Here is a 25408-nt window from a genome sequence, read left to right as displayed (position 1 = left end):
GTCATTCGACTCCGATCTGTATCAGATCGGCATGCTGGCCACCGGAATACACGATGACCTCCACCCCGGGAAAACCCTCGGCGATATGTGCGGCCAGTTCCTCGGCCAGCTCCTCCGGCGCCGCGGCACCGACCAGCAATGTGACCAGTTCACCACCGAGGCCGAGCATCCGGTTCAGTAACGTCTGCCCGGCGGCGCGCACGTCACGGTCGATGACGATGACGTCGTGCCCGACCAGCCCGAGTCCGTCGCCGGGTTCGCAGGTGCCGACCATGGTCAGCGCGCGCTCGGTGGCCGCCCGCAACGATCCCCAGCGGGTGGCGGCGGCGGCCTCGGACATGGCGAACGCGTCGTCTACCGCGATCCGGCCGCGATCGTGCACCGCGAGAGCGGCCAGACCCTGCACCATCGAACCGCTGGGCAGCAGCAGTACGTCGCGGTGGCGCTCACGCGCCGCGACACCCACGGCGACCAGTTCCTGCGCGGCCAGGGCACCGTTGGGCAGTACAAGCACTTCGCGGTGGGGCATTCGCCGGATCGCCGCGAGCAGCGCGGCCGAGGTGACGAACGGCTCGCCAGGGATGACGATCGCGCCCGCTGCCTCGAACAGCGCGATCGAGCCGTCACCCGCGGCGACGGCCACGATGCCGCGGTCGGCGGCTGAATCGTCGAGAGATGTCATGCCCGCCTGGCCGGCGGCGTCGGGGCCGCGGGTGGCCGGTCGACCGGAGGCGGCGGTCTCCCCGACGACGCAGTGCCCATCGCCGTCGCGAGGGCCGGGCCGGTTCGGATCCGACTCGGCGGCGGCGTCGGCAGCGAACGCTTCGACACGCACCCCGCTCAGTGTTCCGGCCGCCAGCCCGGCCTCGACCGCGGCACCCGCATCGACGCAGTGGACATGCGCCGACCAGCTGCGTTCACCGTCACCGACGACGACCACCGAATCGCCGAGTTCGGTCAGCCGGTGCCGCAGGGCCGCGATCCGGTGCGGGTCGGAGTCGGTGAGCCGGTACATCACCTCGTACCGGGGCGGAGCCGCGGCAACAGCGACCGGCACCGGGTCGTAGGCGTTAGCTGAGGGCAGGTAGACCGGCCGAGCGGGCCGCTCGCCGATCACCACCTCGACCAGGCAGTCCAGCAGCACCACCAGCCCCCGCGCGCCCGCATCGACCACACCGGCGGCCCGCAGCACGGTCAATTGTGACGGGGTTTCGCCGAGTGCCTTGGCCGCACCGTCGGCCGCCGCCAGCGCGACCTCTGCCAGTTCGGAGTCGGCGCATGTCGCGGCCTCGCCCGCCGCGCACTCGAGCACCGTGAGAATGGTGCCTTCCACCGGGACGCTCAACGCCTCCCGCACCAGTACCGCTGCCCGGTCGAGCGCCAGCCGCAGCGTCTGCGCGCTGAGCGGGGCGCCGCGCGTCGCCTCGGAAATCCCGCGCAGAACCTGCGACAGGATGATCCCGGAGTTGCCCCTTGCGCCCGAGGTCGCGCCGCGCGCCATCGCGGCCGCGACCAGGGCCGCGGGCGCACCGTCCCCGCTCGGCGATCCACCGGGAAAGGCTCCGCCGTGCGCGGACAGCACCGCTACCTCGGCACACGACACCGCGGCACGCATGGTGGCAAGCAGGTTGGTGCCGGTATCGGAGTCGGCGACCGGGAAGACGTTGAGGGCGTTGATCTCCTCGCGCCGGTTGGTCAGCTCGTCGAGGCAGAGCCTGCCCCACCGCATCAGCGCCGTGCCGTCGAGCGCGCCGGCCCTCGGGACCGCGTATGCGCCGCTCACCTCCCACGATTCCGGCACGCGGCTCCTCCTCTCACCACCTCGGCACCCGACATCACTGCTGGCCAGGTTAGCCGGATCCTCCGACAGCGCTGCTGCCGCGGGCGACGCACGCCGACATGACACACAGCAACCGCTCCGGCCCCGAACAGGACGCCGGTTTGGCGGATCGCGGGGCGGGCGGTTAATCTTGCAGGGTTGCCTCGCGCGGCCGCTTCGGCTTGCGCTCGCCGATTCACGTCGGCAAGGCACTACGACATTGTTTCCGGACATGCTGTGTGTGATGCAGCGGTCCTCCTATGACATGAAGGAGTTCGCGACTATGGCTGCCGTCTGCGACGTCTGCGCCAAGGGCCCCGGCTTCGGGAAGTCGGTCTCGCACTCGCACCGGCGCACCAACCGTCGTTGGAACCCGAACATCCAGACCGTGCGTGCGCAGGTCGCGCCGGGCAACACCCGCCGGATGAACGTGTGCACCTCCTGCCTGAAGGCGGGCAAGGTCGTTCGCGGCTGATTCGCCCGACGCACCACCGATAAATACAGCAACCGCGCCCCGGCACCTCTCGGTGATCCGGGGCGCGGTCGTGTCCGCACTCGGCCGGGTCCGCGCGCCACAATGAGGGCATGACCGCCCCGCGCCCCTACCGCATCGCACCTGCGGCCGACGAGCATGCCCGCGGTCTCGCCGAATGCCATATCGTGTGCTGGCGCGAGGCCTACCGCGGACTGGTCCCCGACCATGTACTCGACGCCTTCGATATCGAACACCGGACCGAGATCTGGACCCGCAGACTGCGCGATAACCCCGGCCGCACCACCGTGGCCGCAGCGGACGACACCGTGATCGGCTTCATCACCCTCGGGCCCGCCCTGTACCACCCGGCAGTGACCGACCTCGAGCTCAACGCCCTCTATGTCCGCGCCGAATGGTATGGATCCGGCGTCGCCGACGATCTGGTGCAGACCACCTTGAACCCCGAAACTCCCTGCTCGCTCTGGGTCTTCGAACAGAATCCGCGCGCGATCGCCTTCTACCGCAAATACGGATTCACCCCCGACGGCGCCAGCCGCGCCGAGTACTTCGCCAACGTCACCGAGGTCAGAATGGTGCGTCCGGAGGGCGCGATAGGGTCGTGGCCATGGCCACCACCGAACAAGCCGAGTATGTAACCACCGTCGACGGCGTCCTGCAGATCACCATCGCCACCGCCGCCAACGGCACCTCGTTGGACTTCATCGGCGTCGCCGCGGGCACCGCGGCCTTGCGCGACCTCGATCCCCAGGTGGGGGCCGTCCTGTTGACGGGCACCGGCACCAACTTCTGCGCCGGCGGCAATGTCCGTGGTTTCGCCGCCGCCGAGGATCGCTCCGCTCACCTCTACGACCTCGCCGACCAACTGCACGCCTTCGTCCGCGCGCTCGACGCGGTCACCGTCCCGGTGGTGGCAGGTGTACAGGGCTGGGCGGCCGGCGCGGGCATGAGCCTGGTGTGCGCCACCGATATCGCCCTCGGTGGGCCGTCCACGAAACTGCGGCCCGCCTATCCCGGCGTCGGCCTCAGCCCGGACGGCGGGATGTCGTGGACGCTGCCGCGCATCGTCGGCAGTAGCCGGGCCAGGGAAATCCTGCTCACCGACGCGATCCTGAGTGCCGAGGAGGCCGTCCGGCTCGGCATCCTCAGCAGGCTCGTCGCCGACGAGGCCGTGCGCGACGAAGCACTGACCCTGGCCACTTCCCTGGCGAACGGCCCGCGCAGCACCTACGCGAGCATCAAGACCCTGCTGAACCGCTCGACCACCGCGACGCTGAGCGATCAGCTCGATGACGAGCGCGACGCCATCGCCGCGGCCGCGGGTACCCCGGCAGGACGCGAGGGCGTCGATGCCTTCGTCGGCAAACGCGCACCCGACTATCGCGGGCTCGCCTGAGCGCGACCGAATCCGAGTCGCCGAGCCCACCGGCCCATCAACTGCGCCATCCTCGACGGGAACGCGTCCGGCTCCGGGACGGTCACCGGACGCACACGCCCGTTGTGGATCGCGCTGATCCGCCAGCCCTCCGATGTGCGCACCAGCACCACCGTCTGGCGCGACAATCTGCGCTTGGGCAGCTGCGAACGCCACGGCATCAGCACCGATCCCGTGCCGTACAGGATCGCCACATCCGGGGTGAGGTAGCGGATCGACTCGACCTCACCCACCAACGCGGAGCCGGCCAGCACACCGCGGAAGAGTTTGTCGTGGTTGTCCTGGTGCTGGGCCCGTCCGCTCGCCCGGGTGCCGTCGTAGGAGACGTAGTCGGAATCCTCAGTGAAAAGTGCGCCGAACGCGGCGGCGTCATTGTCGGTCCAGGCCTGCTTGAACTCGCCGAACAGGGCCGAGATGGCGGTGTCGTCGGCGGCATGGGTGAGTGTCTCGTTCATTGCGGGTATCCCATCTGCTATCGTTTCTACGATCGAAACATACGATAACAGAAAGATTCGAATGTCGAAAGAAGAACAGATCGGCGCGATCGGTCAGCAACTGCGCTTGCTTCAACAGAGCTTCGATACCTTCGACGAGACGGCAGCCGCACACCTCGGCCTCAATCGCACCGATATGCGCTGCCTGGACATCCTGCTCGGCCGTGGCCCGAGTGCCGCGGGGGAATTGAGCGCGGCGCTACGACTGAGCCCGGCCGCGACGACAACAGTCATCGATCGACTGGTCCGCGCGGGATTCGCCACCCGTGCACAGGATCCGGACAACCGCAGACGTGTGCTCGTCACCGCCACAGACGCAGCCCGCGCGGTGGACGCAGAGCTTTTCCTACCGGTCGCGGAAGCGGGCGGGCAGGCGCTGACCCGCTACGACGAGGCTTCCCTCGCGCTGATTCTCGACTTCCTGCAGACGGCCTTCGACGTCCACCAGGAACAGACCCGGCTGTTGGCCGAGCGCAGTTCCGGCGACTGAACCGCTCAGTCCCCGAGTCCGAGGATGAACTCGGCCACCGCGTCGGTGAAGGCGTCGTTGTCGTCGCCCGCGGCGGTGTGTGCCGCGCCACCGATCTCGACCATCGACGCGTGCGGTACGAGTTCCTGGAAGGCCGCAGCTCCCTCGGCGCTGACCACATCCGACTGCAGACCGCGCACCAGCAGCACCGGAATGGTGAGCGTGCGGGCGACCTCTTCCATCCGGCCGGTGATCTCGGACGGATCCTCGGCGCGATCGGCGAGCATATCGGGATCCCAATGCCAGTACCAGCGGCCGTCACGCTCGCGCAGATTGCGGCGCAGGCCGTCGGTGTTGTCCGGGCGGGGGCGGTGCGGCATATAGTCCGCGACCGCGTCGGCCACCGCATCGAGGCTGTCGAAGCCGTCGCGGTGCTTACCGAGGAAATCCAGTACCCGGGCCACGCCCTCGGGTTCGGGCCTGGTGACGATGTCGACCAGCACCAGCGCGCTGATCTGTTCACCACCGGGCACCGCGGTGGCGAGCAGGCCGGTGATTCCGCCCATGCTCGCCCCGACCACCACGGCCGGGCCGCCGAGCTGCCCGAGCACCTCGATCAGGTCCTCCACCATGGATTCGCGCCGGTAGTCACGCTCGGCCGACCACTGACTGTCGCCGTGCCCGCGCGCATCGAGAGTGACGACCCGCATCCCGGTGGCAGCCAGCTTGGCGCCGGTCTGCTTCCACGAATGACGGGTCTGCCCGCCGCCGTGCAGGAAGACCACCAGCGGGCCGTCAGCGGGCCCGTACTGGTCGGCAACGAGCTCGATCCCGCCCGAACCGCGCACGCGCAGCCGGACGGGATCGACGAGATTGTTCGCACTACTCACGATCTGAGGATCGCACAGTCATCCGGCGGCGCCGGAACGAGCCCCCAGAGTTTCTGGAACAGGTTTCAGCAGCCCAATGTTCCGGTGAAGAGCACGCAGGCGAACTTCGCGTGCACCGTCGCCGAAATCGTGGACGATCCCGACGAGGTGTACTGCTCGGAGACCTGCGTGGAGCTGGTCTCGGTGGCCGGTTCGAGCGCCAACGGCGCCGCACCCGCGCTCGCCGCGCCGCCGGCGATCGCGGCGCACACGGCCAGCGTGGCGGTGGTGCCGCGCACTACGCCGCGGACGGTTCTGGTCTGCATGTCTCTAGCTCCTCACTTGTTTCTTATCGGCGCCCGATCAGGGCAGACGCCAATCCACCGGTTCGGCTCCCAGCTCGTCGAGCAGCTCGTTCACCCGCGAGAACGGGCGGGAACCGAAGAATCCGCGCGACGCCGAGAGCGGCGAGGGGTGCACGGATTCGATATAGGGCACCTCGGCTTCGGCCAGTGCCGGCTTCAGGGTTTGGGCATCGCGGCCCCACAGGATCGCCACCAGTGGCTCGTCCCGCGCGACGAGCGCGCGGATCGCCTGCTCGGTGACCACTTCCCACCCCTTACCTCGGTGCGAAGCGGGCTGCCCGGGCGAAACCGTCAGCACACGGTTCAGCAGCAATACACCCTGATCGGACCAGGGGCTCAGGTCACCGCAGGACGGTGTGGGATGACCGAGGTCCTTGCTGTATTCGGCGAAGATGTTCGCCAGGCTGCGCGGCACCGGTGCTACATCGGGAGCGACCGAGAAACTCAATCCCATCGGATGCCCGGGTGTGGGATAGGGGTCCTGGCCGACGATGAGCACGCGCACCGCGTCGAACGGACGTTGAAAGGCGCGCAGTACGTTCTCCCCCGCGGGCAGATAGCCGCGTCCGGCCGTGTTCTCCGTGCGCAGGAATTCGCCCATGGCGGTGATCTGATCCGACACCGGCTCCAGTGCTTTCGCCCAACCCGGATCCACGACTTCCGACAGTGGTTTCGCGCCCATGACCGGACAACCTATCGTGATCCGGGCCGCTGCGCCGAGTCCGCCCCGGCGAACGATTCCCAACCCCCGCGACCCGCCGGGCGAACACCGTCCACGGTGACGCCCTGACCAGCGCTGACCATACCTATCCTGGTCCAACCGGACGGCAGTTCGGTGTCGGCCGGCCAGGCCGCCGCGAAGGCATGATCCTCGCCGCCGGTCAGAACCCATTGGGCCGCATCGGCATCCAGTGCGGTAGCGAGTGCGACGAGGCCGGCGTCGGCAAGCGTGGCCGAGTCGAGGTCGATCGCGACTGCTGAGGCGGTGGCCAGGTGGCCGAGATCGGCGAGCAGACCGTCGGAGACGTCGGTGAGCGCGTTCGGGACCATGCCCGCGGTCACCACATCGAGCACGGTCCGGTACGGCGGTCGTGGAACCCGGTGCGCGGCAGCTACTTCGGCGAACTCGCCCCGCTCCCCCACACCCGCACTCAACGCGGCCAGTCCCGCAGCCGACCAGCCGAGCCGACCGGCCACCGCGATCATGTCGCCGGGCCGGGCACCGCTGCGCAGTATCGGTTCCGGGCCGATCGGGTCGCCGAATGCGGTGACCGAGACGACCAGATGCGCATCGCGCACCAGATCTCCGCCCGCGATCGATCCACCACTGACCGCCGCCTCGGCCCACAGCCCGTCGGCCAGTCCGTCGATCACCTGCACCGGAGTATCGGCCGGACAGCCGAGCGCGACGACGAACCCGGTCGGCACGGCGCCCATGGCGACCACATCGGCGGCGTTCTGGGCGATGGCCTTGCGGCCGATGTCATAGGGGCTCGACCAGTCCAGGCGAAAATGGCGGTCCTGCACCAGCATGTCGGTGGTCACCACGAATCGGCCGCGTGGCGCAGCCAGCACCGCGGCATCGTCGCCGGGACCGAGCAGCACCCCGGGCGCCTGGGTGCGCCCGGCGTTGATGCGCTCGATCAGCGCGAACTCGCCGAGCTCGCCCACTGTCCGCGGCGGCGTGCTGCTGCTGATGATCGACCCTTTCCCGAGATCACGACCCGTGCGGCCCGGCGCGGGCGCGCTGCGGAGCCGGATTCGCCCCGACGGTACCCTGTGCACGGGCAATCGGGTGACCGCCCGGCGCCGCGGCGACCCTGGGTATGCCGCACGGCAAGCGACGACCCGGCCCCGACGACCGCACATGAGACCAAGGAAGGATCGCTGCGCATGGCGAGCACGCCGGACCACAGTTCCCCCGAGGGCACCGACGGATCGGATGCTTCGGCGGACGACGGCGAGCTGACGGCGAACGCCGGAAAGTCGAGCGCGGACGGCGACTCGGGCGCAGGGTCCGCCGAGGCCGAGCCCTCGGGCGCACCGCACACAGATGCCGACGCTGCCGAGTCCGACAGCGACGACGCCGAGCCCGACGCCCAACAAGAGCGTGCCGGCTACCCACCCGCATTGATCGCCACCGCGGTAGCCCTCCCGGTGGCCCTGGTCATCGCGGTCCTGGTCGCCGCGATCCTGGCCAGCCGCATGCCCGTAGACCGCGAGCCGCTTGCCCTCGGCTCGGTCCCCGCACCCGCCATCGACAGCGAGGCCTGCACGACGCTGTTGCCCGCACTACCCGCCGAACTCGGTGAATTCACCAAGTCGACGCTGGTCGAACCCGCACCCAAGGCCACCCGCGCCTGGCAGCTTCCCGACGGTGGCGAGCCGATCGTGCTGCGCTGCGGACTCGACCGCCCGCTGGAGTTCAACCGCGCCTCCCCCATTCAGATGGTGAACAAGGTGGCGTGGTTCGAGATCGCCGATCCCGCCGCCGATGCCAGCACCTGGTTCGTCGTCGACCGCGCCACCTACATCGCGCTGACCATTCCGGGCAGCTCGGACGGCCCCACCCCGCTTCAGGCGGTCTCCGACGCGATCACCGCGAATCTGCCCGAGCAGCCCATGGATCCGGGTCCGCTGCCGAATTAGCTCGGTCCCCGCGCAGAACTGCTCATCGCCATCAGCACGAGTCGTGCGGTACGCAGATTCAGCGCAGCCCGGTGCCGCGCGCCACGGCCGTCTCGATCAGGGTGGATACCAGCGCCTGGTAGTCGATTCCGGTCGCTTCCCACATGCGCGGGTACATCGAGATGGCGGTGAATCCGGGCATGGTGTTGATCTCATTGATCACCGGGCCATCGGCGGTGACGAAGAAGTCGACGCGGGCCAGTCCCTGGCAGTCCAGCGCGCGGAACGCCCGCACGGCCAGCGCCCGGATCTCGTCGCTGACGGCGTCGTCCAGTTTGGCGGGGACATCGAATTCGCAGACGTCGTCGAGGTATTTGGTCTCGAAGTCGTAGAACTCGGGTGCCGCGGTGTCGACCTCGGGCATCCGGATCTCGGCGACCACGCTGGCTTCCACGCGGCCGTCGGGGAATTCCAGCACACCGCATTCGACTTCGCGCCCGACGATGCCTGCTTCCACGATCACCTTCGGGTCATGGGCGCGTGCGGCCGCGATGGCCGCGTCCAGATCGGCCCAGTCGGTGACCTTGGTGATGCCGATGGACGATCCGCCGCGCGCGGGTTTGACGAACACCGGCAGCCCGAGCCGTCCCCGGTCGGCCTCGCTCACGGTGACATCACGCGGCCGCAGCACCACTTGGGTTCCGATCGGCAGACCTTCGGCCGCCAGCAGTTTCTTGGTGAATTCCTTGTCCATACCGGCCGCACTGGCCAGTACACCGGGCCCGACGTACGGGATACCCGCGAGCTCCAGCATGCCCTGCACTGTGCCGTCCTCACCGAAGGGACCGTGCAGCACCGGGAACACCACATCCACCGCACCGAGCGCGGTGCCTGGATCCTCGACCGGAATGAGATTGCCGGATCGGCTCGGGTCGGTGGCCAGCAGCAGCTCGGTGCCGGTGCCGTCCACCTCGGGCAGGCTGTGATCCTGGAACGCGAGCGCGGAGACATCAGCACCGCTGAGCATCCAGGTGCCCGCAGGGGTGATGCCGATCGGGACGGCTTCGTAACGCTGCGGATCGAGGTTGCGCATTACGGCGCCGGCCGACACACACGAGACGGCGTGCTCGTTGCTGCGCCCGCCGAACACCACAGCCACCCTGATCCGGTTCGTCATGCACGGAACCGTACCCGTTACCGGGCCGGATACACGCGTCGGACTACTCCGGTTTGATCCGCCGGCCGAGCAATTTGCCCACTGCCTCCGGCACTGGCATTCCCTCGTGACAGACCTGGTGCACGGCGTTGGTCAGCGGCATCTCCACATCGTGCGCGGCGGCCAGCGCCCGCACCGATGTGCACGACTTCACACCCTCCGCGACCTGGCCATGAGTCGCGTCCTGGGCGGCCTGCATTGATCCGCCGGTGCCGAGCACCGCACCGAAGGACCGGTTGCGCGACAGCGGCGAGGCGCAGGTTGCCACCAGATCGCCGACACCGGCCAGACCGGCCAGTGTGGCGGGTTCCGCGCCGAGCGCGACACCGAGCCGGATGATCTCGGCAAGCCCGCGGGTGATCAGGCTGGCGATGGAGTTATCGCCCAAACCCATCCCGGCGGCGATACCGCAGGCGAGGGCGATGACGTTCTTGCAGGCACCGCCGACCTCACAGCCGATGACGTCGGTATTGGTGTAGGGCCGGAAGTATCCGGTGGCGCAGGCCTGCTGGACCGCGACGGCCCGGTCGGCGTCGGTGCAGGCCACGACGGTCGCCGCGGGCTGACCTGCCGCGATCTCCTTGGCCAGGTTCGGCCCCGACAGCACCGCGACCCGGCTCGGCTCCGCGCCGGTGACCTCGGAGATCACCTGACTCATCCGCAGCAGCGTCCCGGTCTCGATGCCCTTGGCCAGGCTCAACAGCGTGGCGTCCGGCCCGATCGCCGGCTTGAACACCTCGAGATTCGCGCGCAGCGACTGCGAAGGCACGGCGAGCACGATCAGTTCGGCACCGTCGAGCGCGAGCCGGAAATCGTGTGTGCCCGACACCGGCGGCAACTGCACACCGGGCAGGTAGTCGGGGTTGCGATGCTGAGTATTCAGCGCCGCGGCCACCTCGGGCCGCCGCGCCCAGATGGTGACATCCGATCCCGCATCCGCCAACACCTTCGCGAACGCGGTTCCCCACGATCCCGCGCCCAGCACTGCCACCCTCGCCATCAGCCCAATATGCCATGGAAAGATCGGTGCCATGCGTTCGCACACCGTGCACGCCGTGATCGCGGTGAAGAGTCTCGACCGAGCCAAGTCCCGCCTGGCCGATCGCCTGCCGCCGCGTGAGCGCGCGCGCCTTGTGCTCGCCATGCTCACCGATACCGTGCGTGCGGCGTCGGCGGTACCGCAGGTCGCTTCGGTCACCGTGGTCACTCCGGATCCCGCGGTCGCCGATGTCGCGGTTCGTCTGGGCGCCGCGGTGCATCCGGAACCGATGCCTGCTCCGGGTGAAGCCGGTGATCCCGACGGCCTCAACACCGCATTGCGCGCCGCCGCCGACGAGCTGCGTCACCGGCACGGGCCGGCCGATGTGCTGGCCCTGCAGGCGGATCTGCCCGCCCTGCGCCCGGACGAGCTCGCCGACATGCTCGCCACCGCGCCCGCCGACGCCAGTTCGGTCGTGGTCGATCACGCGGGCCGCGGTACGGCCGCGCTGCTGGCCCGCGCCGCGTCCCCTGCATTGGATCCGCGGTTCGGTCCCGATTCGGCCCGCAGGCATATCGCCGCGGGGGCGGTGGACCTCGACGGTGACTGGCCGGGCCTGCGCCTGGACGTCGACACCGCCGCCGATCTCGATCGCGCGATCGCCCTCGGCGCCGGTGCCGCGACCCGCGCGGTCCTGCGCGACATCGGCTGGCATGGCCGTGTTCACGAGCCGGTCCCGCACGTGTGCTAGCCGGTCGCCACGCCCAGGGTGATTCGCGTGGCAATCCCGGTGTCAGGCTGCACACCGCCCGGTTTGTAAGGGATGATCGTTGGCGTGAGCGATACGGAAACCGTCAAGCAGCAGCAGGTGCTTCCCACCCCACCGCCTGCGGCGGCGCCTTTGCAGCCAGGCTCGACAACACAGCGTTTGCCAGCCGATCGCTACCTCAATCGCGAATTGAGTTGGCTCGACTTCAACGCCAGGGTGCTGGCCCTCGCCGAAGACGCGTCGCTGCCGTTGCTGGAGCGTGCCAAATTCCTGGCTATCTTCGCCTCCAATCTCGACGAGTTCTATATGGTCCGCGTCGCGGGCCTCAAACGCCGTGCCGAGACCGGTCTTTCGGTGCGCTCGGCCGACGGCCGCTCCCCCAGTGAACAGCTCGAGCTGATCGCCGCGCGGGCCCAGGAGATCGCCGACCGCCACGCCAGGGTCTTCCTCGGCGACGTCCTTCCCGCGCTCACCGCCGAAGGCATCGCGATCATCGACTGGTCCGACCTCGACGAGCCCGAACGCAGGCGGCTCTCCGCGCACTTCCAGGACCAGGTGTTCCCCGTCCTCACCCCGCTCGCGGTGGATCCGGCGCATCCGTTCCCCTACATCAGCGGCCTCAGCCTCAACCTCGCGGTGACGGTGCAGGACGCGACCACCGGCGGCGAGCACTTCGCTCGCGTCAAGGTCCCCGACAACGTCGACAGGTTCGTCCGGGTGCGGCGCACCGATTCGGGTTCCGGCGCGGTCGCGGCGTTCCTGCCGATGGAGGCGCTCATCGCCGCACACCTCGATCAGCTGTTCCCCGGGATGTCGGTGGTCGAACACCATTCGTTCCGGATCACCCGCAACGCCGACTTCGAGGTCGACGAGGATCGCGACGAGGATCTGCTGCAGGCGCTCGAACGTGAACTCGCCCGGCGCCGGTTCGGCTCACCGGTGCGGCTCGAGGTCTCCGACGATATGACCGAGCACATGCTCGAACTGCTGCTGCGCGAGCTGGAAGTCGATCCGGGTGACGTCATCCAGGTACCGGGCCTGCTCGACCTGTCCTGCCTGTGGCAGGTCTACGGCGTGGACCGTCCGCTGCTCAAGGACGCGCCCTACGTGCCTGCCACCCCGCCCGCGTTCGGCGAGCGGGAGACCCCGCGCAACGTCTTCGCCGCACTACGCGAAGGCGATGTGCTGGTGCACCATCCCTACGATTCGTTCTCCACCAGCGTGCAGCGGTTCATCGAACAGGCCGCCGCCGACCCACAGGTGCTGGCGATCAAACAGACCCTGTATCGCACCTCCGGTGATTCGCCGATCGTCAATGCGCTCATCGACGCCGCCGAGGCGGGCAAGCAGGTCGTCGCACTGGTGGAGATCAAAGCGCGCTTCGACGAGCAGGCCAACATCAAATGGGCCAGAACACTGGAGCAGGCGGGCGTGCATGTGGTGTACGGCTTGATCGGACTCAAAACCCATTGCAAGACCTGCCTGGTGGTCCGGCGTGAAGGCGCCACCATCCGTCGCTATTGCCATATCGGCACCGGCAACTACAACCCGAAGACGGCGCGGCTATACGAAGACGTCGGATTACTCACTGCCGCACCGGAAATCGGCGCCGACCTGACCGATCTGTTCAACTCGCTGACCGGTTATTCCCGTAAGTCCGATTACCGCAATATCCTCGTTGCGCCCACCGGTGTGCGCGCCGGAATCATCGAGCGAATCCAGCGTGAGATCGAACTGGCCCGCAACGGTCAGCCGGGACGAATCCGGCTGAAGGCCAATGCGATCGTCGACGAACAGGTCATCGACGCGCTGTATCGGGCCTCCCAGGCGGGAGTCCCGGTTCAGGTCGTGGTGCGTGGCATCTGCGGATTGCGGCCAGGAGTGCCGGGGATGAGCGACAACATCGAGGTGCGTTCCATTCTCGGCCGATTCCTCGAACATTCGCGGATTATGCATTTCCAAGCGCAGGACGAGTACTGGATCGGCAGCGCCGACATGATGCATCGCAATCTGGACCGCCGGGTGGAAGTCATGGCCCAGGTGAAGGATCCGAAGCTGCGCGACCAGCTCGGTTCGGTCTTCGATTCCGCGCTCGACCCGATGACGCGGTGCTGGGTGCTGCAGCCGGACAGCAGTTGGCAGGCCTGGCCCGAGCGCACCGGCACCGAGGACGGCGCGCAGGTCCGCGACCATCAGGCGTACCTGATGCGATTGCGGCGGCCGGATCAGCAGTGAGCGCCACGACCGGTTTCGCCACCAATGGTGGAGTGTTCCGGGATTCCCGGATGCAGGCCAATATCCACGCCGCCGGTGCGGTGGTGTGGCGGTACGCGGCGGATGGTTCCGGCGCCATCGAGATCGCGGTGATCCACCGCCCCAAATACGAGGATTGGTCGCTGCCCAAAGGCAAACTCGACCCCGGCGAGACGCCGGTGCTCGCCGCGGTCCGTGAGGTCGCCGAGGAGACGGGCCTGCACTGTCGGCTCGGGCGCTATCTCGGCCACGTCACCTACCCGGTGCCAGGGCATCGCAAGCTCAAGCGCGTCTATTACTGGGCCGCCGAGGTGATCGACGGCGCGTTCGCCGCCAATACCGAGGTCGACGAGCTGATCTGGCTGCGGCTGGATCAAGTGATGGATGAACTGTCGTATCCGATGGACCGGCAGGTCGTACGCGCATTCACCCGCTTGCCCGCGGAAACGAGCACCCTGCTGCTGGTCCGGCACGCGAAAGCCGGGCGCCGCGACCGTTACAGCGGCCCGGACGATCAGCGGCCGCTCGAGCGTGCCGGACGCAGGCAATCGGCGGCTCTGGTGCCGAATCTGCGTGCTTTCGGCGCCGGTGAGATCTATTCCGCCGATCCGCTGCGCTGTGTGCAGACGGTGGCGCCGCTGGCCGAGGAATTGGGCGTGGAGATCGGAATCGAGCCGCTGCTGTCGGAATCCGGCTATGCCGCTGCCCCGGAGCAGGCACGCGAGCGGGCACGGTCCTTGGTCTCCGATACCGCCGTGCGGGTGCTGTGCAGCCAGGGCGAGGTGATCCCAGATCTGATGCGATGGTGGGCCGAGCGCGACGGCATCACGCTGCCACCGGCCCGTAATCGCAAGGGAAGTGTGTGGGTGCTGTCGTTGGTCGCGGGCCGACTGGTGGCGGCCGACCATCTGGATCGCTCGCTGTCGATCGATGTGGGGCCGACCGTCACCGAGTGAGGCCCCGGCGACACCGCCGTGGAGACGACGAACGGCCCCGGGGATCTCCCGGGGCCGTTTCCCGTTCGGTATCGCGGGTGGAGGTGTGTCCACCCTGCGTGCCGGGCGTCCGCGCGCGACGGGCTGGGTTACGCGCCTGACGCCGGATCAGCGCGAGCGACGGGCCGGAGCCTTCTTCGCCGCGGTCTTCTTGGCGGTGGTCTTCTTGGCTGCCGCCGTTGTCTTCTTGGCGGGGGCCTTCTTGGCTGCCGCCTTGGTGGCGGTCTTCTTGGCGACCGTTGTCTTCTTCGCGACGGTCTTCTTGGCTGCCGCCGTTACCTTCTTGGCGGGCGCCTTCTTCGCGGCCGTCTTGGTGGCGGTCGTCTTGCGCGCGGTGGTCTTCGCCGGCGCCTTTGTCGCTGCCTTACGTGCAGTGGTCTTGGCGGGCGCCTTGGTGGCGGTCGCCTTCTTGGCGGCGGTACGTTTTGCCGCCGTCTTCTTCGCAGCCGCTTTCTTGGCCGCGACCGGCGCATTCACGCCGCGTTTGACCGCAGGGCCGGTGGCGGCGAGCTTTTGCTTACCGGCGATGACGGCCTTGAACTGGGCGCCGGGACGGAACGCAGGCACCGAAGTGGGCTTCACCTTGACGGTTTCGCCGGTGCGCGGGTTCCGCGCGACGCGAGCCGCGCGCTTGCGCTGTTCGAATACTCCGAATCCGGTGATGGTGACGCTTTGACCTTTGTGCACCGCGCGCACGATGGTGTCGACCACATGCTCGACTGCCGCGGTGGCCGTGCGCCTGTCAGTACCCAACTTTTCGGTCAGAACGTCGATCAGTTCCGCCTTGTTCATTGAATCCTCCGCAGACTAATGGCCCGTCGTCGGACCGACTAGGTACCACGGTAAACCCACTTTGGGCAAGAGTCTATGTGCCACGCCAAAATTCATGTGGTTTAGCACACGTACAGCTACCGCCCCGGTCGGCGCCCAGCTAACCGCCGCAGGTGATTACGTCTGCGAAATATGCGCCGGAAGGGTTGTGGGTTTCCAACTTGGCCTTACCTTTTCGAACTCGTCGATCTGCTCGCTGCGCCGCAGCGTCAGCCCGATGTCGTCCAAACCTTCCAGCAGACGCCACCTGGTGTAGTCATCAATATCGAACGGCAACACGATGGTTCCTGCCGTCACGGTGCGCGTCTCGAGATCCACCACTAATTCCAGCCCGGGCTGTTCCTCGATCAACTTCCAGAGCATTTCGACATCGTTCTGTGACATCTGAGCGGCCAACAGACCGCCCTTCCCCGCATTGCCACGGAAGATGTCGGCGAAACGCGACGAGATGACCACTCGAAAGCCGTAGTCCGACAGTGCCCATACCGCGTGCTCACGGGAGGATCCGGTACCGAAATCCGGACCGGCCACCAGCACACTGCCCTGATTGAAGGGTTCAGTGTTCAGAATGAAGTCCGGATCCGTTCGCCAGGCCGCGAAGAGCCCGTCCTCGAATCCGGTTCGGCTGACGCGCTTCAGATAGACCGCCGGGATGATCTGATCGGTATCGACATTGGATCGGCGCAGCGGAACCCCGATCCCCTTGTGCACGGTGAAGGCTTGCATCTGATTCTCCTGAGTCTGATTCGGCTTCGACGGGGCGACTTACTCGCGGGTCAGTCCAGATCCGCAGGCGAGGACAGCGTTCCGCGCACTGCGGTCGCGGCCGCTACCAGCGGCGACACCAGGTGGGTCCGTCCGCCCTTGCCCTGCCTGCCTTCGAAGTTGCGATTCGAGGTGGACGCGCAACGCTGGCCGGGCGACAGCTGATCGGGATTCATTCCCAGGCACATCGAACACCCGGCCTGACGCCATTCCGCGCCCGCGGCGGTGAAAATCTCGCCGAGTCCTTCTTTTTCCGCCTGTGCTCGCACTCGCATAGAACCCGGTACAACCATCATTCGGACGCCGTCGGCAACTCGGCGGCCCTTCAAAACATCGGCGACCGCACGCAAATCCTCGATCCTGCCGTTCGTGCACGATCCGACGAATACGGTGTCGACCGCGACTTCACGCAGCGGGGTACCCGGCGCCAAATCCATGTATCGCAGAGCTTTCTCCGCGGACTCGCGGGCCGTTTCGTCGGCGATCTGGGCGGGATCGGGGACCCGATCACCCAGCGGCGCGCCCTGACCGGGGTTGGTGCCCCAGGTGACGAACGGGGTCAGCTGATCGGCGTCGATGTGCACCTCGGCGTCGAAAACCGCGCCCTCGTCGGTCTTCAGCGCCTCCCAGGCGGCCACTGCGGCGTCCCAGTCGACCCCCTGCGGCGCGTGCGGGCGACCTTTGAGGAATTCATAGGTCGTTTCGTCCGGCGCGATCATGCCCGCCCGTGCGCCCGCTTCGATCGACATGTTGCAGATGGTCATCCGCGCTTCCATCGACAGCTTCCTGATGGCCTCGCCGCGATACTCCAGCACATAGCCCTGGCCGCCGCCGGTGCCGATCTGGGCGATCACGGCCAGGATCAGGTCCTTGCTCGTGACGCCGGGAGCCAGCGTGCCGTCGACGGTGATGGCCATCGTCTTGAACGGACGCAGCGACAACGTCTGGGTGGCCAGCACATGCTCGACCTCACTGGTGCCGATTCCCATGGCCAGCGCGCCGAACGCACCGTGGGTGGAGGTATGGCTGTCGCCGCACACCACCGTCATTCCCGGCTGGGTCAGACCCAGCTGCGGGCCGACCACGTGCACGATGCCCTGATCGAGATCGCCCATCGGGTGCAGGCGTACCCCGAATTCCTCGCAATTACGCCGCAGCGTTTCCACCTGGGTCCGCGACACAGGATCAGCGATCGGCTTATCGATATCGATAGTGGGGACGTTGTGGTCTTCGGTGGCGATGGTGAGGTCGGTGCGGCGCACCGGCCGTCCGGCCGCGCGCAGTCCGTCGAATGCCTGCGGACTGGTCACTTCGTGCACCAGATGCAGGTCGATGTAGATCAGGTCGGGTTCACGCGCGGCGCCTTCACCTTCGCCACGGGCAACGACGTGCTGTTCCCATACCTTCTCGGCCAGCGTGCGAGCCATGTATCGATCACCTTTCGGGCTGGCATCCGGTGCGCCGCTCTGGGCTGTCGACGGCGGATGCGCGACATGAGGGGAACTTCGCATTCAGCGATCCCGCGGCCCCGAAATCCGGGTACCTGGAACCCGAGGCTAGGAATCTCAGCATGCGAGACGCTAATATCGTTCTATGAGACAGCATAGCGGTATCGGCGTCCTGGACAAAGCGGTGGCCGTGTTGTATGCGGTCGCCGAGCAACCGTGCGGCCTCAACGAACTGTGCGAGCGCACCGGCCTGCCCCGCGCCACCGCGCACCGGTTGGCCGTCGGCCTGGAGGTGCACCGGCTGTTGAGCAGGGATAACAACGGTTCCTGGCGTGCCGGTCCAGCACTGTCCGAGCTGGCCGCTGGTGCCAGCGATCCGCTACACGACGCCGCCTCGGCCATTCTGCCCCGGCTGCGGGAAATCACCGGCGAGAGTGTTCAGTTGTACTGCCGCGACGGCCACGCGCGGGTCTGCGTCCTCGCGCTCGAGCCGCCCGCGGGCCTGCGCGACACCGTCCCGATCGGCGCACGGCTGCCACTCACCGCAGGTTCGGCCGCCAAGGTCTTGGTCGCCTGGGCAGATCCGGAATTGCAGCGAATGATTCTGGCCGATGCCGTGTACGGCGAACGCGCGCTCGCCGAGGTCCGCAAGCGCGGCTGGGCGCAGAGCGCGGCCGAACGGGCCAGCGGAGTGGCAAGTGTTTCGGCGCCGGTCCGGGATCCGGGCGGTTCGGTGGTCGCGGCGGTGTCGGTGTCCGGGCCCATCGATCGTATGGGCCGTAGGCCGGGTGCGCGCTGGGCAGCCGATCTGGTGGCCGCGGCCGACGCACTGCACAAACGGCTCTAGGCACCGCTGCGCACCGGCCGCCCGGCACCGTGCGCCCTACCCGAGGGCACCCGCCCTCACTACAGTTGGCCCATGGGAGTTAACCAACGGTCGCAGATCGTCATGTCCGACACCGAGATCACCGATTTCTTGGTGCGCAGCCGCGTCGCCACGCTGGCCACCCTCGGTGCGAGCGGCGCACCGCATCTGACCGCCATGTGGTACGCGCTGATCGACGGCCCCGACGGCGGCCTGCCCGAGCTGTGGTTCGAGACCAAGGCCAAGTCACAGAAGGCGGTGAACATGCGCCGCGATCCACGGGTGACGTGCATGCTGGAGTCCGGCCAGACCTACGACACGCTGCGCGGTGTGTCGATCGAAGGCCACGCGGAGATCATCGATGACCCGGAGAAGCTCTTCGCGGTCGGTGTGAGTGTCTGGGAGCGCTATACGGGCCCCTACAGCGACGAGATGCGCCCGTTCGTGGAGACCATGCTGCACAAGCGGGTGGCGGTGCGTGTGGTGGCCGACCGCATCCGCAGCTGGGATCACCGCAAGCTGGGCATGCCCGCGATGCCACTGGGCGGCACCACCGCCCACGCCCTCGACGACTGATTGCTCGTCCACTGCCCGACACGGTCGCGGCAACCCGAATTCCACCTGACAGGACCCGCCCGGCGGGCTAGCGTCGAGGTGTTCGACACGTTTCGGCCGGCGCCCGCCCCCGCTCGCCGGGTGCGGCCTCGGCCCGACCACAAGGAGCAGACCATGTCGGAATCGGGTGGTTCCCACAACAGCGCCGATGAAGTGAAGCGCAAGTTCCGGGAGGCACTGGAACGCAAGAACGAGCACCACGCCCGCTCGGCCGACCACATGGACGGCCACTCCAAGGCAACCGGCCCCCACGCCAACGCCAGCCACAAGCGAGAGTTCCGCCGCAAGAGCGGGTAGAAGCACATCAGTCGGCCTGGGCCCTGAGCAATCAGCCCAGGCCGGCAACCGCCGAGCCCGAGAGCGTTTCACAGCTGTGGGCTCGGTGAGCATCCGGCTCGATCGAACAAGCCATACGAGAACCTTGCCGTTTGAGGCGCGACAGAACGCGCATACGAGCACCTGAATACGTGGCGACACGAACGGCGGTGCACCCGCTGAGCGACATCCCCTGCCAACCCACACCGCCGGATCCCGGCGCGAAGCCACCCGGGCGGGGGTCCGGGGGCGAAGCCCTCCGGGCGGGGTTTGGGGGTGCACCCCCAAAAGACAATGCGAAGCAGAAAAGGCCCACGCTCTTCGTGAGCATGAGCCTTCCATCTGCGTAGCCCCGACGGGATTCGAACCCGCGCTACCGCCTTGAGAGGGCGGCGTCCTAGGCCGCTAGACGACGGGGCCAGGACTTGGATCAACCTCTGGCTGAGGTGTATCCGGTGATCTTTCGATCGTTCTGATCTCTCGATCAGGCTCGGCAAGCTTAACCGGCCGAAGCTCGGCGACCAAATCGCCTGGATGAGAGTCCGGCGATCCCGCTCGCCGTCACGAGAAGGATTCTCCTCAGGCCCCTTCGGGCATGAGTCGAAGCCGGAGCTTTCTCCGCTGGGGTACCAGGACTCGAACCTAGAATGGCTGAACCAGAATCAGCTGTGTTGCCAATTACACCATACCCCAATGACCAGCACATTCGACCTCGTGTCTGGGTGACTCCGAGGCCGTGCTCCGGCCGAGAAGAAGAGTACCAAACCACTGACGGTAAACTACAAATCGCCTGGTCAAAGCCCTATTTTCGGGCAGTGGGCGGCCGTTTCACGGCAGCCGCCCACTCCTCGGGTCAGTCGGCGGGGGTCTGCGCCCGCGCGGCGCGCAGCCGGGCCATGGTGCGGTCGCGGCCGAGCAGTTCGAGCGATTCGTAGAGCGGCGGGCTGATGTGCGAGCCGGTCACCGCGACCCGCACCGGCGCGAAAGCCTTGCGCGGCTTGAGGCCCATATCGTCGATCAGCGCGGTTTTCAGGGCCTCCTCGATAGCGGAGGTGGTCCAGGCCGTCAGCGAGTCCAGCGTGGCAATGGTGGCGTCCAATACCGGCGCCGCGTCCGCACCGAGATTCTTCGCGGCCGCAGCCGGGTCGATAGAGAACTGTTCGTCGGCAGCGAACAGGAAACGCAGCAGATCCCAGGCATCGGCCAGCACGACAATCCTGGTCTGCACGAGTTCGGCGGCCGCGGCAAACATCTTCTCGTCGATTTCGGCGCCGATATGCCCGTGTTCGGTGAGGTACTCACGCAAACGGTGCGTGAAATCGCCCACTTCCAGCAAACGGATGTGCTCGGCGTTGAGCGCGTCGGCCTTCTTCTGGTCGAAACGGGCCGGATTCGAATTCACTGTCGAAATATCGAAGGCCGCGACCATCTCCGACATGGAGAACACGTCGTGATCGTCGGCGATGCTCCAACCGAGTAATGCCAGGTAATTCAGCAAACCCTCGGGGATGAAACCGCGGTCCCGGTGGGCGAACAGGTCCGACTCGGGATCGCGTTTGGACAGCTTCTTGTTTCCCGGTCCCATCACGAATGGCAGGTGACCGAACTCAGGAGTGAATTCCGCGACACCGATGCGCTGCAGCGCCGCATAGAGCGCGAGCTGCCGTGGCGTCGAGGAAAGCAGGTCCTCGCCGCGCAGTACATGGGTGATCCGCATCATCGCGTCGTCGACCGGGTTGACCAAGGTGTAGAGCGGGGCACCGGAGCCACGGGTCAGCGCGAAGTCCGGGACGGTGCCCGCTTTGAAGGTGGTTTCCCCGCGCACCAGGTCGTTCCAGGTGAGGTCGGTGCCGGGCATACGCAGCCGTACGACCGGGGGGCGGCCCTCGGCGCGGTAGGCCTCGATCTGCTCGGGGCTCAGATCACGGTCGAAGTTGTCGTAGCCGAGCTTGGGGTCGCGGCCGGCGGCGCGATGGCGTTCCTCGACTTCCTCGGGCGTGGAGAAGGACTCGTAGGCCTCCCCCGCCTCCACCAGCCGCCGCACCACGTCCAAGTGCAGATCGCGTCGCTGGGACTGACGGTAGGGCTCGTACGGCCCACCGACCTCGGGGCCTTCGTCCCAGGTCAGTCCGAGCCAGCGCAGGGCGTCGATGATCGCACGGTAGGACTCTTCGGAATCGCGTGCCGCGTCGGTGTCTTCGATACGGAAGACGAAGCTGCCACCGTGATGGCGGGCGTACGCCCAGTTGAACAGCGCCGTCCGGATCAGGCCGACATGTGGCGTCCCGGTGGGTGACGGGCAGAAACGGACCCGTACTTCAGTCATGGCTCTCTTTCGATCAGCGTTTGGCGGCAACAGGATTGGTCAACGTGCCGATACCCGACACAGTGACGGAGACGTTCTGCCCCGCGGTCATCGGGCCGACACCCTCGGGGGTTCCGGTGAGGATGACATCGCCTGGCAGCAGCGTCATCACGGTGGTGACCCATTCGATGAGCTTCGGAATATCGTGCAGCAGAAGCGAAGTGCGGCTGCGCTGGCGCACCTCACCGTCGAGTTCGGTGACGATCTCCAGATCCGAGGGGTCGAGCTGGGTTTCGATCCACGGGCCCAGCGGGCAGAAGCTGTCGTAGCCTTTGGCGCGAGTCCATTGACCGTCGTGGCGCTGCTGGTCGCGCGCGGTCACGTCGTTGGCGACGGTGTAGCCGAGGATCACATCGTTGGCGCGGGCGGCGGGCACGTCTTTGCACGGGCGGCCGATGACGATGGCGAGTTCGCCCTCGTAGTCGACCTGAGAGGAGCTGGGCGGCAGGATGATCGACGCATTCGGCCCGACGATCGAAGTGCTCGGCTTCATGAAGATGACCGGGTCGGCGGGCGCGGGGCCACCCATTTCGGCGGCGTGCGCGGCGTAGTTCTTACCGATGCAGATCACCTTGCTGGCCAGGATCGGCGCGAGCAGGCGCACATCGGCCAGCGGCCAGCTACGCCCGGTGAACGTCGGGGTACCGAAGGGGTGTTCGGCGATCTCTTTGGCGACGCTGTCGCCACCGTCACCCTCGATGCTGACGAAAGCGACTCCATCCGGACTGGCAACTCGACCTAGACGCATAGTCGGAGTCTATCCACCCGCTTCCACCTGCCCGAACGCGGAGCATGCCCTGCACATGGCCGGTCGGCACCGGGTGTGTCACTTAGCCCTCGAGCACAACCCAATCCGAGCATCGGGGGTCGGCATCCACATCCAGGAGCACCGTCGTTGGCACCACGAAATGTGAGCCGTCAGACATCGCCGTCGCTTCGGCCGTCCCGGTCACCGGGTGTACGGTAACCCGCAGCTGTTCACTTTGTGAGACCAGTGTTCCACATATTGAGATTAGAGAGGTGGGCAACCGATGGCCGTGAACGCTCCCGCAGCGACCACACCGCAGGTCGACGCGTTTCGACGGTGGTCGATGCTCGGTCTCGGCGTCTTCGCCCAAGCCTCCAGCGCGGTGTTCGTCCACGGCGTCCCGTTTCTGCTTCCCGAACTGACCGCGCAAGGCATGCCGTTGGCCACGGCCGGGCTGCTGGTGGCGATGCCCACCGTGGGGCTGGTCTGCACGCTGATCGCCTGGGGCTATGTGGTCGACCGGATCGGCGAGCGCAAAGTATTGGTCGCCGGGCCGCTGCTGATGTTCGTCGCAGGCGCTGCCGCGGCCACGACCTCGAGCTATCCGGCATTGGGTGTACTGCTGTTCCTCGGCGGCGTCGGCGCGGCAAGCACCAATGGTGCCAGCGGGCGAGTGATCGTCGGATGGTTCCCGCCGCATCGCCGCGGGCTGGCCATGGGCATCCGGCAGACCGCGCAGCCGCTCGGCGTCGGCGTCGGCGCGGTGGCAATTCCCCTGGTGGCCGGCGCACAGGGTGTTGCGGTGGCGATTCTGGTGCCCGCGATCATGGCAGCGGTCGCCGTGGTGGGCTGCCTGGCGGGGATCGTCGATCCACCCCGCCCGGCGGGCTCGGCCGCCGACCGGGCGAATCCCTATCGCGGTAGCACGACACTGCTGCGTATCCACGCGGTCTCGGTGCTGCTGGTGTTCCCACAGGCCACGGTATGGACATTCGCACTGCTGTGGCTGCATCGCGATATCGGCTGGTCACTGCCGGTGGCCGGCGCGCTGGTCACCGCGACCCAACTGCTGGGCGCGGCCGGCCGGATCGGTGCAGGGGCATGGTCGGACCGGGTGGGTAGTCGTCTGGGCCCGCTGCGGTCGGTTGCGATCGCCGCGGTGGCGACTATGGCGGCGCTCGGGTTGGCGGCGTGCGCGCAGTGGTGGTGGCTGGCCATCCCCTTGCTGGTGATCGCCTCGGTCGTCACGGTGTCCGATAACGGCCTGGCGTTCACCGCCGTCGCCGAGATCGCGGGGCCGTACTGGAGCGGGCGCGGGTTGGGCATCCAGAACACCGGGCAGAACATGGTCCTGGCGGTGATCCCCCCGATGTTCGGCGCTCTGATCACCTACTCCGGATTCCCCGCAACCTACCTGGCCGCCGCGGCGCTCGCAGTCATCGCAATTCCCTTGGTGCCCAAGGACGAGTCTTCGCGCTGAGCCGATACGAAAGGGCCCCGCGCTCAAAAGAGCGCGGGGCCTTCCACATCCGTATGACTCAGACCGAGGCGGCGATCCGGTCGCCGACCTCGACGGTCGAGGCCGTTCCGGTACGCGAGGCCAGGTCCTTGGCCACCGCGGCCTCGACCCGGGCAGCCGCTTCGGTGTTGCCGAGGTGGTTCAGCAGCAGCGACAACGACAGGATCGCGGCGGTCGGGTCGGCCTTGGACTGGCCCGCGATATCCGGGGCGCTGCCGTGGACCGGCTCGAACATGCTCGGGTTGGTGCCGGAGGCGTCGATATTGCCGCTGGCCGCCAGACCGATGCCACCGCTGACCGCGGCCGCGAGGTCGGTGATGATGTCGCCGAACAGGTTGTCGGTGACGATGACGTCGAAGCGGCCCGGATCGTTGACCATGTGGATGGTCGCGGCGTCGATGTGCTGGTAGGCGACCTCGACGTCACCGAATTCGGCGCCGACCTCGTCGACGGTGCGCTGCCACAGCGATCCGGCGAAACTCAGCACGTTCGTCTTGTGCACCAGCGTCAAGTGCTTGCGACGCTGCCGCGCCTTGGCGAAGGCGTAGCGCACGACCCGCTCGATGCCGAAGCGGGTGTTGGTGCTGACCTCGGTGGCGACCTCGTGCGGGGTTTCGACGCGGATGGCGCCGCCGGTGCCGGTGTAGGGACCTTCGGTGCCCTCACGCACGACGACGAAGTCGATGTCGGGATTACCCGCGAGCGGGCTGGTGACGCCGGGGAACAGCTTGGACGGCCGCAGGTTCACGTGATGGTCCAGTGCGAACCGGGTGTGCAGCAGCAGGCCGCGCTCGAGCACACCGCTGGGCACCGACGGATCACCGATCGCGCCGAGCAGAATCGCATCGTGCTGCTTCAGCTCGGGCAGTACCGACTCGGGCAGGATCTCGCCGGTGCGGTGGTACCGCTTGGCACCCAGGTCGTATTCGGTCTTCTCGACACCGGGCGACACCACATCGAGCACCTTGAGGGCCTCGGCGATGACTTCGGGACCGATACCGTCGCCCGGGATGACAGCGAGTTTCATGAAAGCAATGCTCCGTTTCCGATGATGGCGCCCGTGAACATCGCAACGATAGCCGGTGCTCCGAACCCGGCCGCGACCAGGGCGAACTCTCCCGAACAGTGGGATAGCGGCGCCATGGGTAGCACG

General features: G+C 67.4%; 26 protein-coding genes and 2 tRNA genes. 12 read left to right on the top strand and 16 right to left on the bottom strand.

The features are described 5' to 3' along the window. Position 1: 1 nt before the first annotated feature. Entirely contained in the window at positions 2–1729 is a 1728-nt protein-coding gene (locus tag ACFXNW_RS12070; protein WP_379418116.1) for a DAK2 domain-containing protein, read from the bottom strand. Positions 1730–2102: 373 nt separating this feature from the next. Between ACFXNW_RS12070 and rpmB the strand changes: the two genes are divergently transcribed. From rpmB to ACFXNW_RS12055, 3 genes are all read left to right on the top strand, one after another. Next, positions 2103–2294 (top strand): 50S ribosomal protein L28, encoded by a 192-nt coding sequence (gene rpmB, locus ACFXNW_RS12065; RefSeq protein WP_011210730.1) that lies wholly within the window; start codon positions 2103–2105, stop codon positions 2292–2294. Positions 2295–2404: 110 nt separating this feature from the next. Next, positions 2405–2950 (top strand): GNAT family N-acetyltransferase, encoded by a 546-nt coding sequence (locus ACFXNW_RS12060; RefSeq protein ID WP_379417674.1) that lies wholly within the window; start codon positions 2405–2407, stop codon positions 2948–2950. Further along, positions 2920–3708, top strand: a complete 789-nt coding sequence (locus ACFXNW_RS12055; RefSeq protein WP_379417673.1) for an enoyl-CoA hydratase/isomerase family protein — start codon at positions 2920–2922, stop codon at positions 3706–3708. The genes ACFXNW_RS12060 and ACFXNW_RS12055 overlap by 31 nt, the downstream gene beginning before the upstream one ends. Here the strand turns inward: ACFXNW_RS12055 and ACFXNW_RS12050 are convergent. Next, positions 3690–4202, bottom strand: coding sequence for an SgcJ/EcaC family oxidoreductase (locus ACFXNW_RS12050; RefSeq protein ID WP_379417672.1), 513 nt, complete (start codon positions 4200–4202; stop codon positions 3690–3692). The genes ACFXNW_RS12055 and ACFXNW_RS12050 overlap by 19 nt on opposite strands. 61 nt (positions 4203–4263) lie before the next feature. Here ACFXNW_RS12050 and ACFXNW_RS12045 point away from each other — a divergent pair, with 61 nt between their 5' ends. After that, a complete protein-coding gene (locus ACFXNW_RS12045; RefSeq protein ID WP_379417671.1) occupies positions 4264–4731 on the top strand; it encodes a MarR family winged helix-turn-helix transcriptional regulator in 468 nt (155 codons plus the stop codon). A 5-nt stretch (positions 4732–4736) separates the two neighbouring features. Here the strand turns inward: ACFXNW_RS12045 and ACFXNW_RS12040 are convergent, their stop codons facing one another. From ACFXNW_RS12040 to ACFXNW_RS12025, 4 genes are all read right to left on the bottom strand, one after another. Further along, the gene (locus ACFXNW_RS12040) at positions 4737–5600 is read right to left on the bottom strand and encodes an alpha/beta fold hydrolase (protein ID WP_379417670.1); all 864 of its coding nucleotides are present in this window, start codon (positions 5598–5600) and stop codon (positions 4737–4739) included. Positions 5601–5665: 65 nt separating this feature from the next. Then, entirely contained in the window at positions 5666–5905 is a 240-nt protein-coding gene (locus tag ACFXNW_RS12035; RefSeq protein WP_163827579.1) for a hypothetical protein, read from the bottom strand. Positions 5906–5942: 37 nt separating this feature from the next. Beyond that, positions 5943–6626 carry a uracil-DNA glycosylase gene (locus ACFXNW_RS12030; RefSeq protein ID WP_379417669.1) on the bottom strand — a complete coding sequence of 228 codons (684 nt, stop codon included), beginning with the start codon at positions 6624–6626 and terminating at the stop codon, positions 5943–5945. Positions 6627–6637: 11 nt separating this feature from the next. Then, the gene (locus ACFXNW_RS12025) at positions 6638–7645 is read right to left on the bottom strand and encodes a thiamine-phosphate kinase (RefSeq protein WP_379418115.1); all 1008 of its coding nucleotides are present in this window, start codon (positions 7643–7645) and stop codon (positions 6638–6640) included. A gap of 192 nt (positions 7646–7837) precedes the next feature. Between ACFXNW_RS12025 and ACFXNW_RS12020 the strand changes: the two genes are divergently transcribed. Further along, positions 7838–8593, top strand: a complete 756-nt coding sequence (locus tag ACFXNW_RS12020; protein WP_379417668.1) for a DUF3515 family protein — start codon at positions 7838–7840, stop codon at positions 8591–8593. 58 nt (positions 8594–8651) lie between these two features. Here the strand turns inward: ACFXNW_RS12020 and ACFXNW_RS12015 are convergent, their stop codons facing one another. Then, a complete protein-coding gene (locus ACFXNW_RS12015) occupies positions 8652–9749 on the bottom strand; it encodes a D-alanine--D-alanine ligase family protein (protein ID WP_379417667.1) in 1098 nt (365 codons plus the stop codon). Positions 9750–9792: 43 nt separating this feature from the next. Beyond that, positions 9793–10788, bottom strand: coding sequence for an NAD(P)H-dependent glycerol-3-phosphate dehydrogenase (locus tag ACFXNW_RS12010; protein ID WP_379417666.1), 996 nt, complete (start codon positions 10786–10788; stop codon positions 9793–9795). A 31-nt stretch (positions 10789–10819) separates the two neighbouring features. On the opposite strand from ACFXNW_RS12010, the gene cofC reads away from it, so the two are divergent. The 3 genes from cofC (at position 10820) to ACFXNW_RS11995 (ending at position 14745) form a co-directional block, all read left to right on the top strand. Further along, on the top strand, positions 10820–11518 hold the full coding sequence (gene cofC / locus ACFXNW_RS12005) for a 2-phospho-L-lactate guanylyltransferase (RefSeq protein WP_379417665.1): 699 nt from the start codon (positions 10820–10822) through the stop codon (positions 11516–11518). Between the two features lie 72 nt (positions 11519–11590). Then, positions 11591–13771 carry an RNA degradosome polyphosphate kinase gene (locus tag ACFXNW_RS12000; RefSeq protein ID WP_379417664.1) on the top strand — a complete coding sequence of 727 codons (2181 nt, stop codon included), beginning with the start codon at positions 11591–11593 and terminating at the stop codon, positions 13769–13771. A 50-nt stretch (positions 13772–13821) separates the two neighbouring features. Next, positions 13822–14745: an NUDIX domain-containing protein gene (locus ACFXNW_RS11995; protein ID WP_379418114.1), complete on the top strand. Its 924-nt coding sequence runs from the start codon at positions 13822–13824 to the stop codon at positions 14743–14745. A gap of 147 nt (positions 14746–14892) precedes the next feature. Here ACFXNW_RS11995 and ACFXNW_RS11990 read toward each other — a convergent pair whose 3' ends face one another. From ACFXNW_RS11990 to leuC, 3 genes are all read right to left on the bottom strand, one after another. Next, positions 14893–15576, bottom strand: a complete 684-nt coding sequence (locus tag ACFXNW_RS11990) for an HU family DNA-binding protein (RefSeq protein ID WP_379417663.1) — start codon at positions 15574–15576, stop codon at positions 14893–14895. 156 nt (positions 15577–15732) lie between these two features. Then, the gene (gene leuD / locus ACFXNW_RS11985) at positions 15733–16341 is read right to left on the bottom strand and encodes a 3-isopropylmalate dehydratase small subunit (protein WP_379417662.1); all 609 of its coding nucleotides are present in this window, start codon (positions 16339–16341) and stop codon (positions 15733–15735) included. Between the two features lie 50 nt (positions 16342–16391). Next, a complete protein-coding gene (gene leuC / locus ACFXNW_RS11980) occupies positions 16392–17807 on the bottom strand; it encodes a 3-isopropylmalate dehydratase large subunit (RefSeq protein WP_379417661.1) in 1416 nt (471 codons plus the stop codon). Positions 17808–17973: 166 nt separating this feature from the next. On the opposite strand from leuC, the gene ACFXNW_RS11975 reads away from it, so the two are divergent. The 3 genes from ACFXNW_RS11975 (at position 17974) to ACFXNW_RS11965 (ending at position 19605) form a co-directional block, all read left to right on the top strand. After that, entirely contained in the window at positions 17974–18675 is a 702-nt protein-coding gene (locus ACFXNW_RS11975) for an IclR family transcriptional regulator (protein WP_379417660.1), read from the top strand. Positions 18676–18747: 72 nt separating this feature from the next. Then, positions 18748–19269, top strand: a complete 522-nt coding sequence (locus tag ACFXNW_RS11970) for a pyridoxamine 5'-phosphate oxidase family protein (protein WP_379417659.1) — start codon at positions 18748–18750, stop codon at positions 19267–19269. Positions 19270–19422: 153 nt separating this feature from the next. Then, positions 19423–19605, top strand: coding sequence for a DUF5302 domain-containing protein (locus ACFXNW_RS11965; RefSeq protein ID WP_379417658.1), 183 nt, complete (start codon positions 19423–19425; stop codon positions 19603–19605). 365 nt (positions 19606–19970) lie between these two features. Here the strand turns inward: ACFXNW_RS11965 and ACFXNW_RS11960 are convergent. The 4 genes from ACFXNW_RS11960 to ACFXNW_RS11945 all read right to left on the bottom strand — a co-directional run bounded on the left by ACFXNW_RS11960 (position 19971) and on the right by ACFXNW_RS11945 (position 22736). After that, positions 19971–20043, bottom strand: a tRNA-Glu gene (locus ACFXNW_RS11960). A 201-nt stretch (positions 20044–20244) separates the two neighbouring features. Then, positions 20245–20316: transfer RNA gene (locus tag ACFXNW_RS11955), tRNA-Gln, on the bottom strand. A 160-nt stretch (positions 20317–20476) separates the two neighbouring features. Further along, positions 20477–21949: a glutamate--tRNA ligase gene (gene gltX, locus ACFXNW_RS11950; RefSeq protein ID WP_379417657.1), complete on the bottom strand. Its 1473-nt coding sequence runs from the start codon at positions 21947–21949 to the stop codon at positions 20477–20479. Positions 21950–21962: 13 nt separating this feature from the next. Next, on the bottom strand, positions 21963–22736 hold the full coding sequence (locus tag ACFXNW_RS11945) for a fumarylacetoacetate hydrolase family protein (RefSeq protein WP_379417656.1): 774 nt from the start codon (positions 22734–22736) through the stop codon (positions 21963–21965). Positions 22737–23019: 283 nt separating this feature from the next. On the opposite strand from ACFXNW_RS11945, the gene ACFXNW_RS11940 reads away from it, so the two are divergent. Next, complete coding sequence (locus tag ACFXNW_RS11940) at positions 23020–24216, top strand: MFS transporter (protein ID WP_379417655.1); 1197 nt, start codon at positions 23020–23022, stop codon at positions 24214–24216. A gap of 58 nt (positions 24217–24274) precedes the next feature. On the opposite strand, the gene ACFXNW_RS11935 is transcribed toward ACFXNW_RS11940, so the two are convergent. After that, complete coding sequence (locus ACFXNW_RS11935; RefSeq protein WP_379417654.1) at positions 24275–25282, bottom strand: 3-isopropylmalate dehydrogenase; 1008 nt, start codon at positions 25280–25282, stop codon at positions 24275–24277. Positions 25283–25408 lie beyond the last annotated feature (126 nt).

Origin of the sequence: Nocardia sp. NPDC059180 (assembly GCF_042754945.1) — a bacterium.
Lineage (GTDB): Bacteria > Actinomycetota > Actinomycetes > Mycobacteriales > Mycobacteriaceae > Nocardia.
Note: the sequence above shows the minus strand (reverse complement) of the source record. Positions and strands in the feature narration are given on the sequence as shown.

Bases quoted from the DNA above. Each gene is read 5' to 3' on its own strand.
- ACFXNW_RS12010 (WP_379417666.1), bottom strand. From the start codon at position 10,788: ATGGCGAGGGTGGCAGTGCTGGGCGCGGGATCGTGGGGAACCGCGTTC.
- leuC (WP_379417661.1), bottom strand. From the start codon at position 17,807: ATGGCTCGCACGCTGGCCGAGAAGGTATGGGAACAGCACGTCGTTGCC.
- ACFXNW_RS12070 (WP_379418116.1), bottom strand. From the start codon at position 1,729: ATGCGGTGGGGCAGGCTCTGCCTCGACGAGCTGACCAACCGGCGCGAG.
- ACFXNW_RS11945 (WP_379417656.1), bottom strand. From the start codon at position 22,736: ATGCGTCTAGGTCGAGTTGCCAGTCCGGATGGAGTCGCTTTCGTCAGC.
- ACFXNW_RS12055 (WP_379417673.1), top strand. From the start codon at position 2,920: ATGGCCACCACCGAACAAGCCGAGTATGTAACCACCGTCGACGGCGTC.
- cofC (WP_379417665.1), top strand. From the start codon at position 10,820: ATGCGTTCGCACACCGTGCACGCCGTGATCGCGGTGAAGAGTCTCGAC.
- ACFXNW_RS12030 (WP_379417669.1), bottom strand. From the start codon at position 6,626: ATGGGCGCGAAACCACTGTCGGAAGTCGTGGATCCGGGTTGGGCGAAA.
- ACFXNW_RS11990 (WP_379417663.1), bottom strand. From the start codon at position 15,576: ATGAACAAGGCGGAACTGATCGACGTTCTGACCGAAAAGTTGGGTACT.
- ACFXNW_RS12015 (WP_379417667.1), bottom strand. From the start codon at position 9,749: ATGACGAACCGGATCAGGGTGGCTGTGGTGTTCGGCGGGCGCAGCAAC.
- ACFXNW_RS12050 (WP_379417672.1), bottom strand. From the start codon at position 4,202: ATGAACGAGACACTCACCCATGCCGCCGACGACACCGCCATCTCGGCC.
- ACFXNW_RS12035 (WP_163827579.1), bottom strand. From the start codon at position 5,905: ATGCAGACCAGAACCGTCCGCGGCGTAGTGCGCGGCACCACCGCCACG.
- ACFXNW_RS11970 (WP_379417659.1), top strand. From the start codon at position 18,748: ATGGGAGTTAACCAACGGTCGCAGATCGTCATGTCCGACACCGAGATC.
- rpmB (WP_011210730.1), top strand. From the start codon at position 2,103: ATGGCTGCCGTCTGCGACGTCTGCGCCAAGGGCCCCGGCTTCGGGAAG.
- ACFXNW_RS11995 (WP_379418114.1), top strand. From the start codon at position 13,822: ATGCAGGCCAATATCCACGCCGCCGGTGCGGTGGTGTGGCGGTACGCG.
- ACFXNW_RS12020 (WP_379417668.1), top strand. From the start codon at position 7,838: ATGGCGAGCACGCCGGACCACAGTTCCCCCGAGGGCACCGACGGATCG.
- ACFXNW_RS12000 (WP_379417664.1), top strand. From the start codon at position 11,591: ATGATCGTTGGCGTGAGCGATACGGAAACCGTCAAGCAGCAGCAGGTG.
- gltX (WP_379417657.1), bottom strand. From the start codon at position 21,949: ATGACTGAAGTACGGGTCCGTTTCTGCCCGTCACCCACCGGGACGCCA.
- ACFXNW_RS11965 (WP_379417658.1), top strand. From the start codon at position 19,423: ATGTCGGAATCGGGTGGTTCCCACAACAGCGCCGATGAAGTGAAGCGC.
- ACFXNW_RS11935 (WP_379417654.1), bottom strand. From the start codon at position 25,282: ATGAAACTCGCTGTCATCCCGGGCGACGGTATCGGTCCCGAAGTCATC.
- ACFXNW_RS11940 (WP_379417655.1), top strand. From the start codon at position 23,020: ATGGCCGTGAACGCTCCCGCAGCGACCACACCGCAGGTCGACGCGTTT.
- ACFXNW_RS12060 (WP_379417674.1), top strand. From the start codon at position 2,405: ATGACCGCCCCGCGCCCCTACCGCATCGCACCTGCGGCCGACGAGCAT.
- ACFXNW_RS11975 (WP_379417660.1), top strand. From the start codon at position 17,974: ATGAGACAGCATAGCGGTATCGGCGTCCTGGACAAAGCGGTGGCCGTG.
- ACFXNW_RS12045 (WP_379417671.1), top strand. From the start codon at position 4,264: ATGTCGAAAGAAGAACAGATCGGCGCGATCGGTCAGCAACTGCGCTTG.
- leuD (WP_379417662.1), bottom strand. From the start codon at position 16,341: ATGCAAGCCTTCACCGTGCACAAGGGGATCGGGGTTCCGCTGCGCCGA.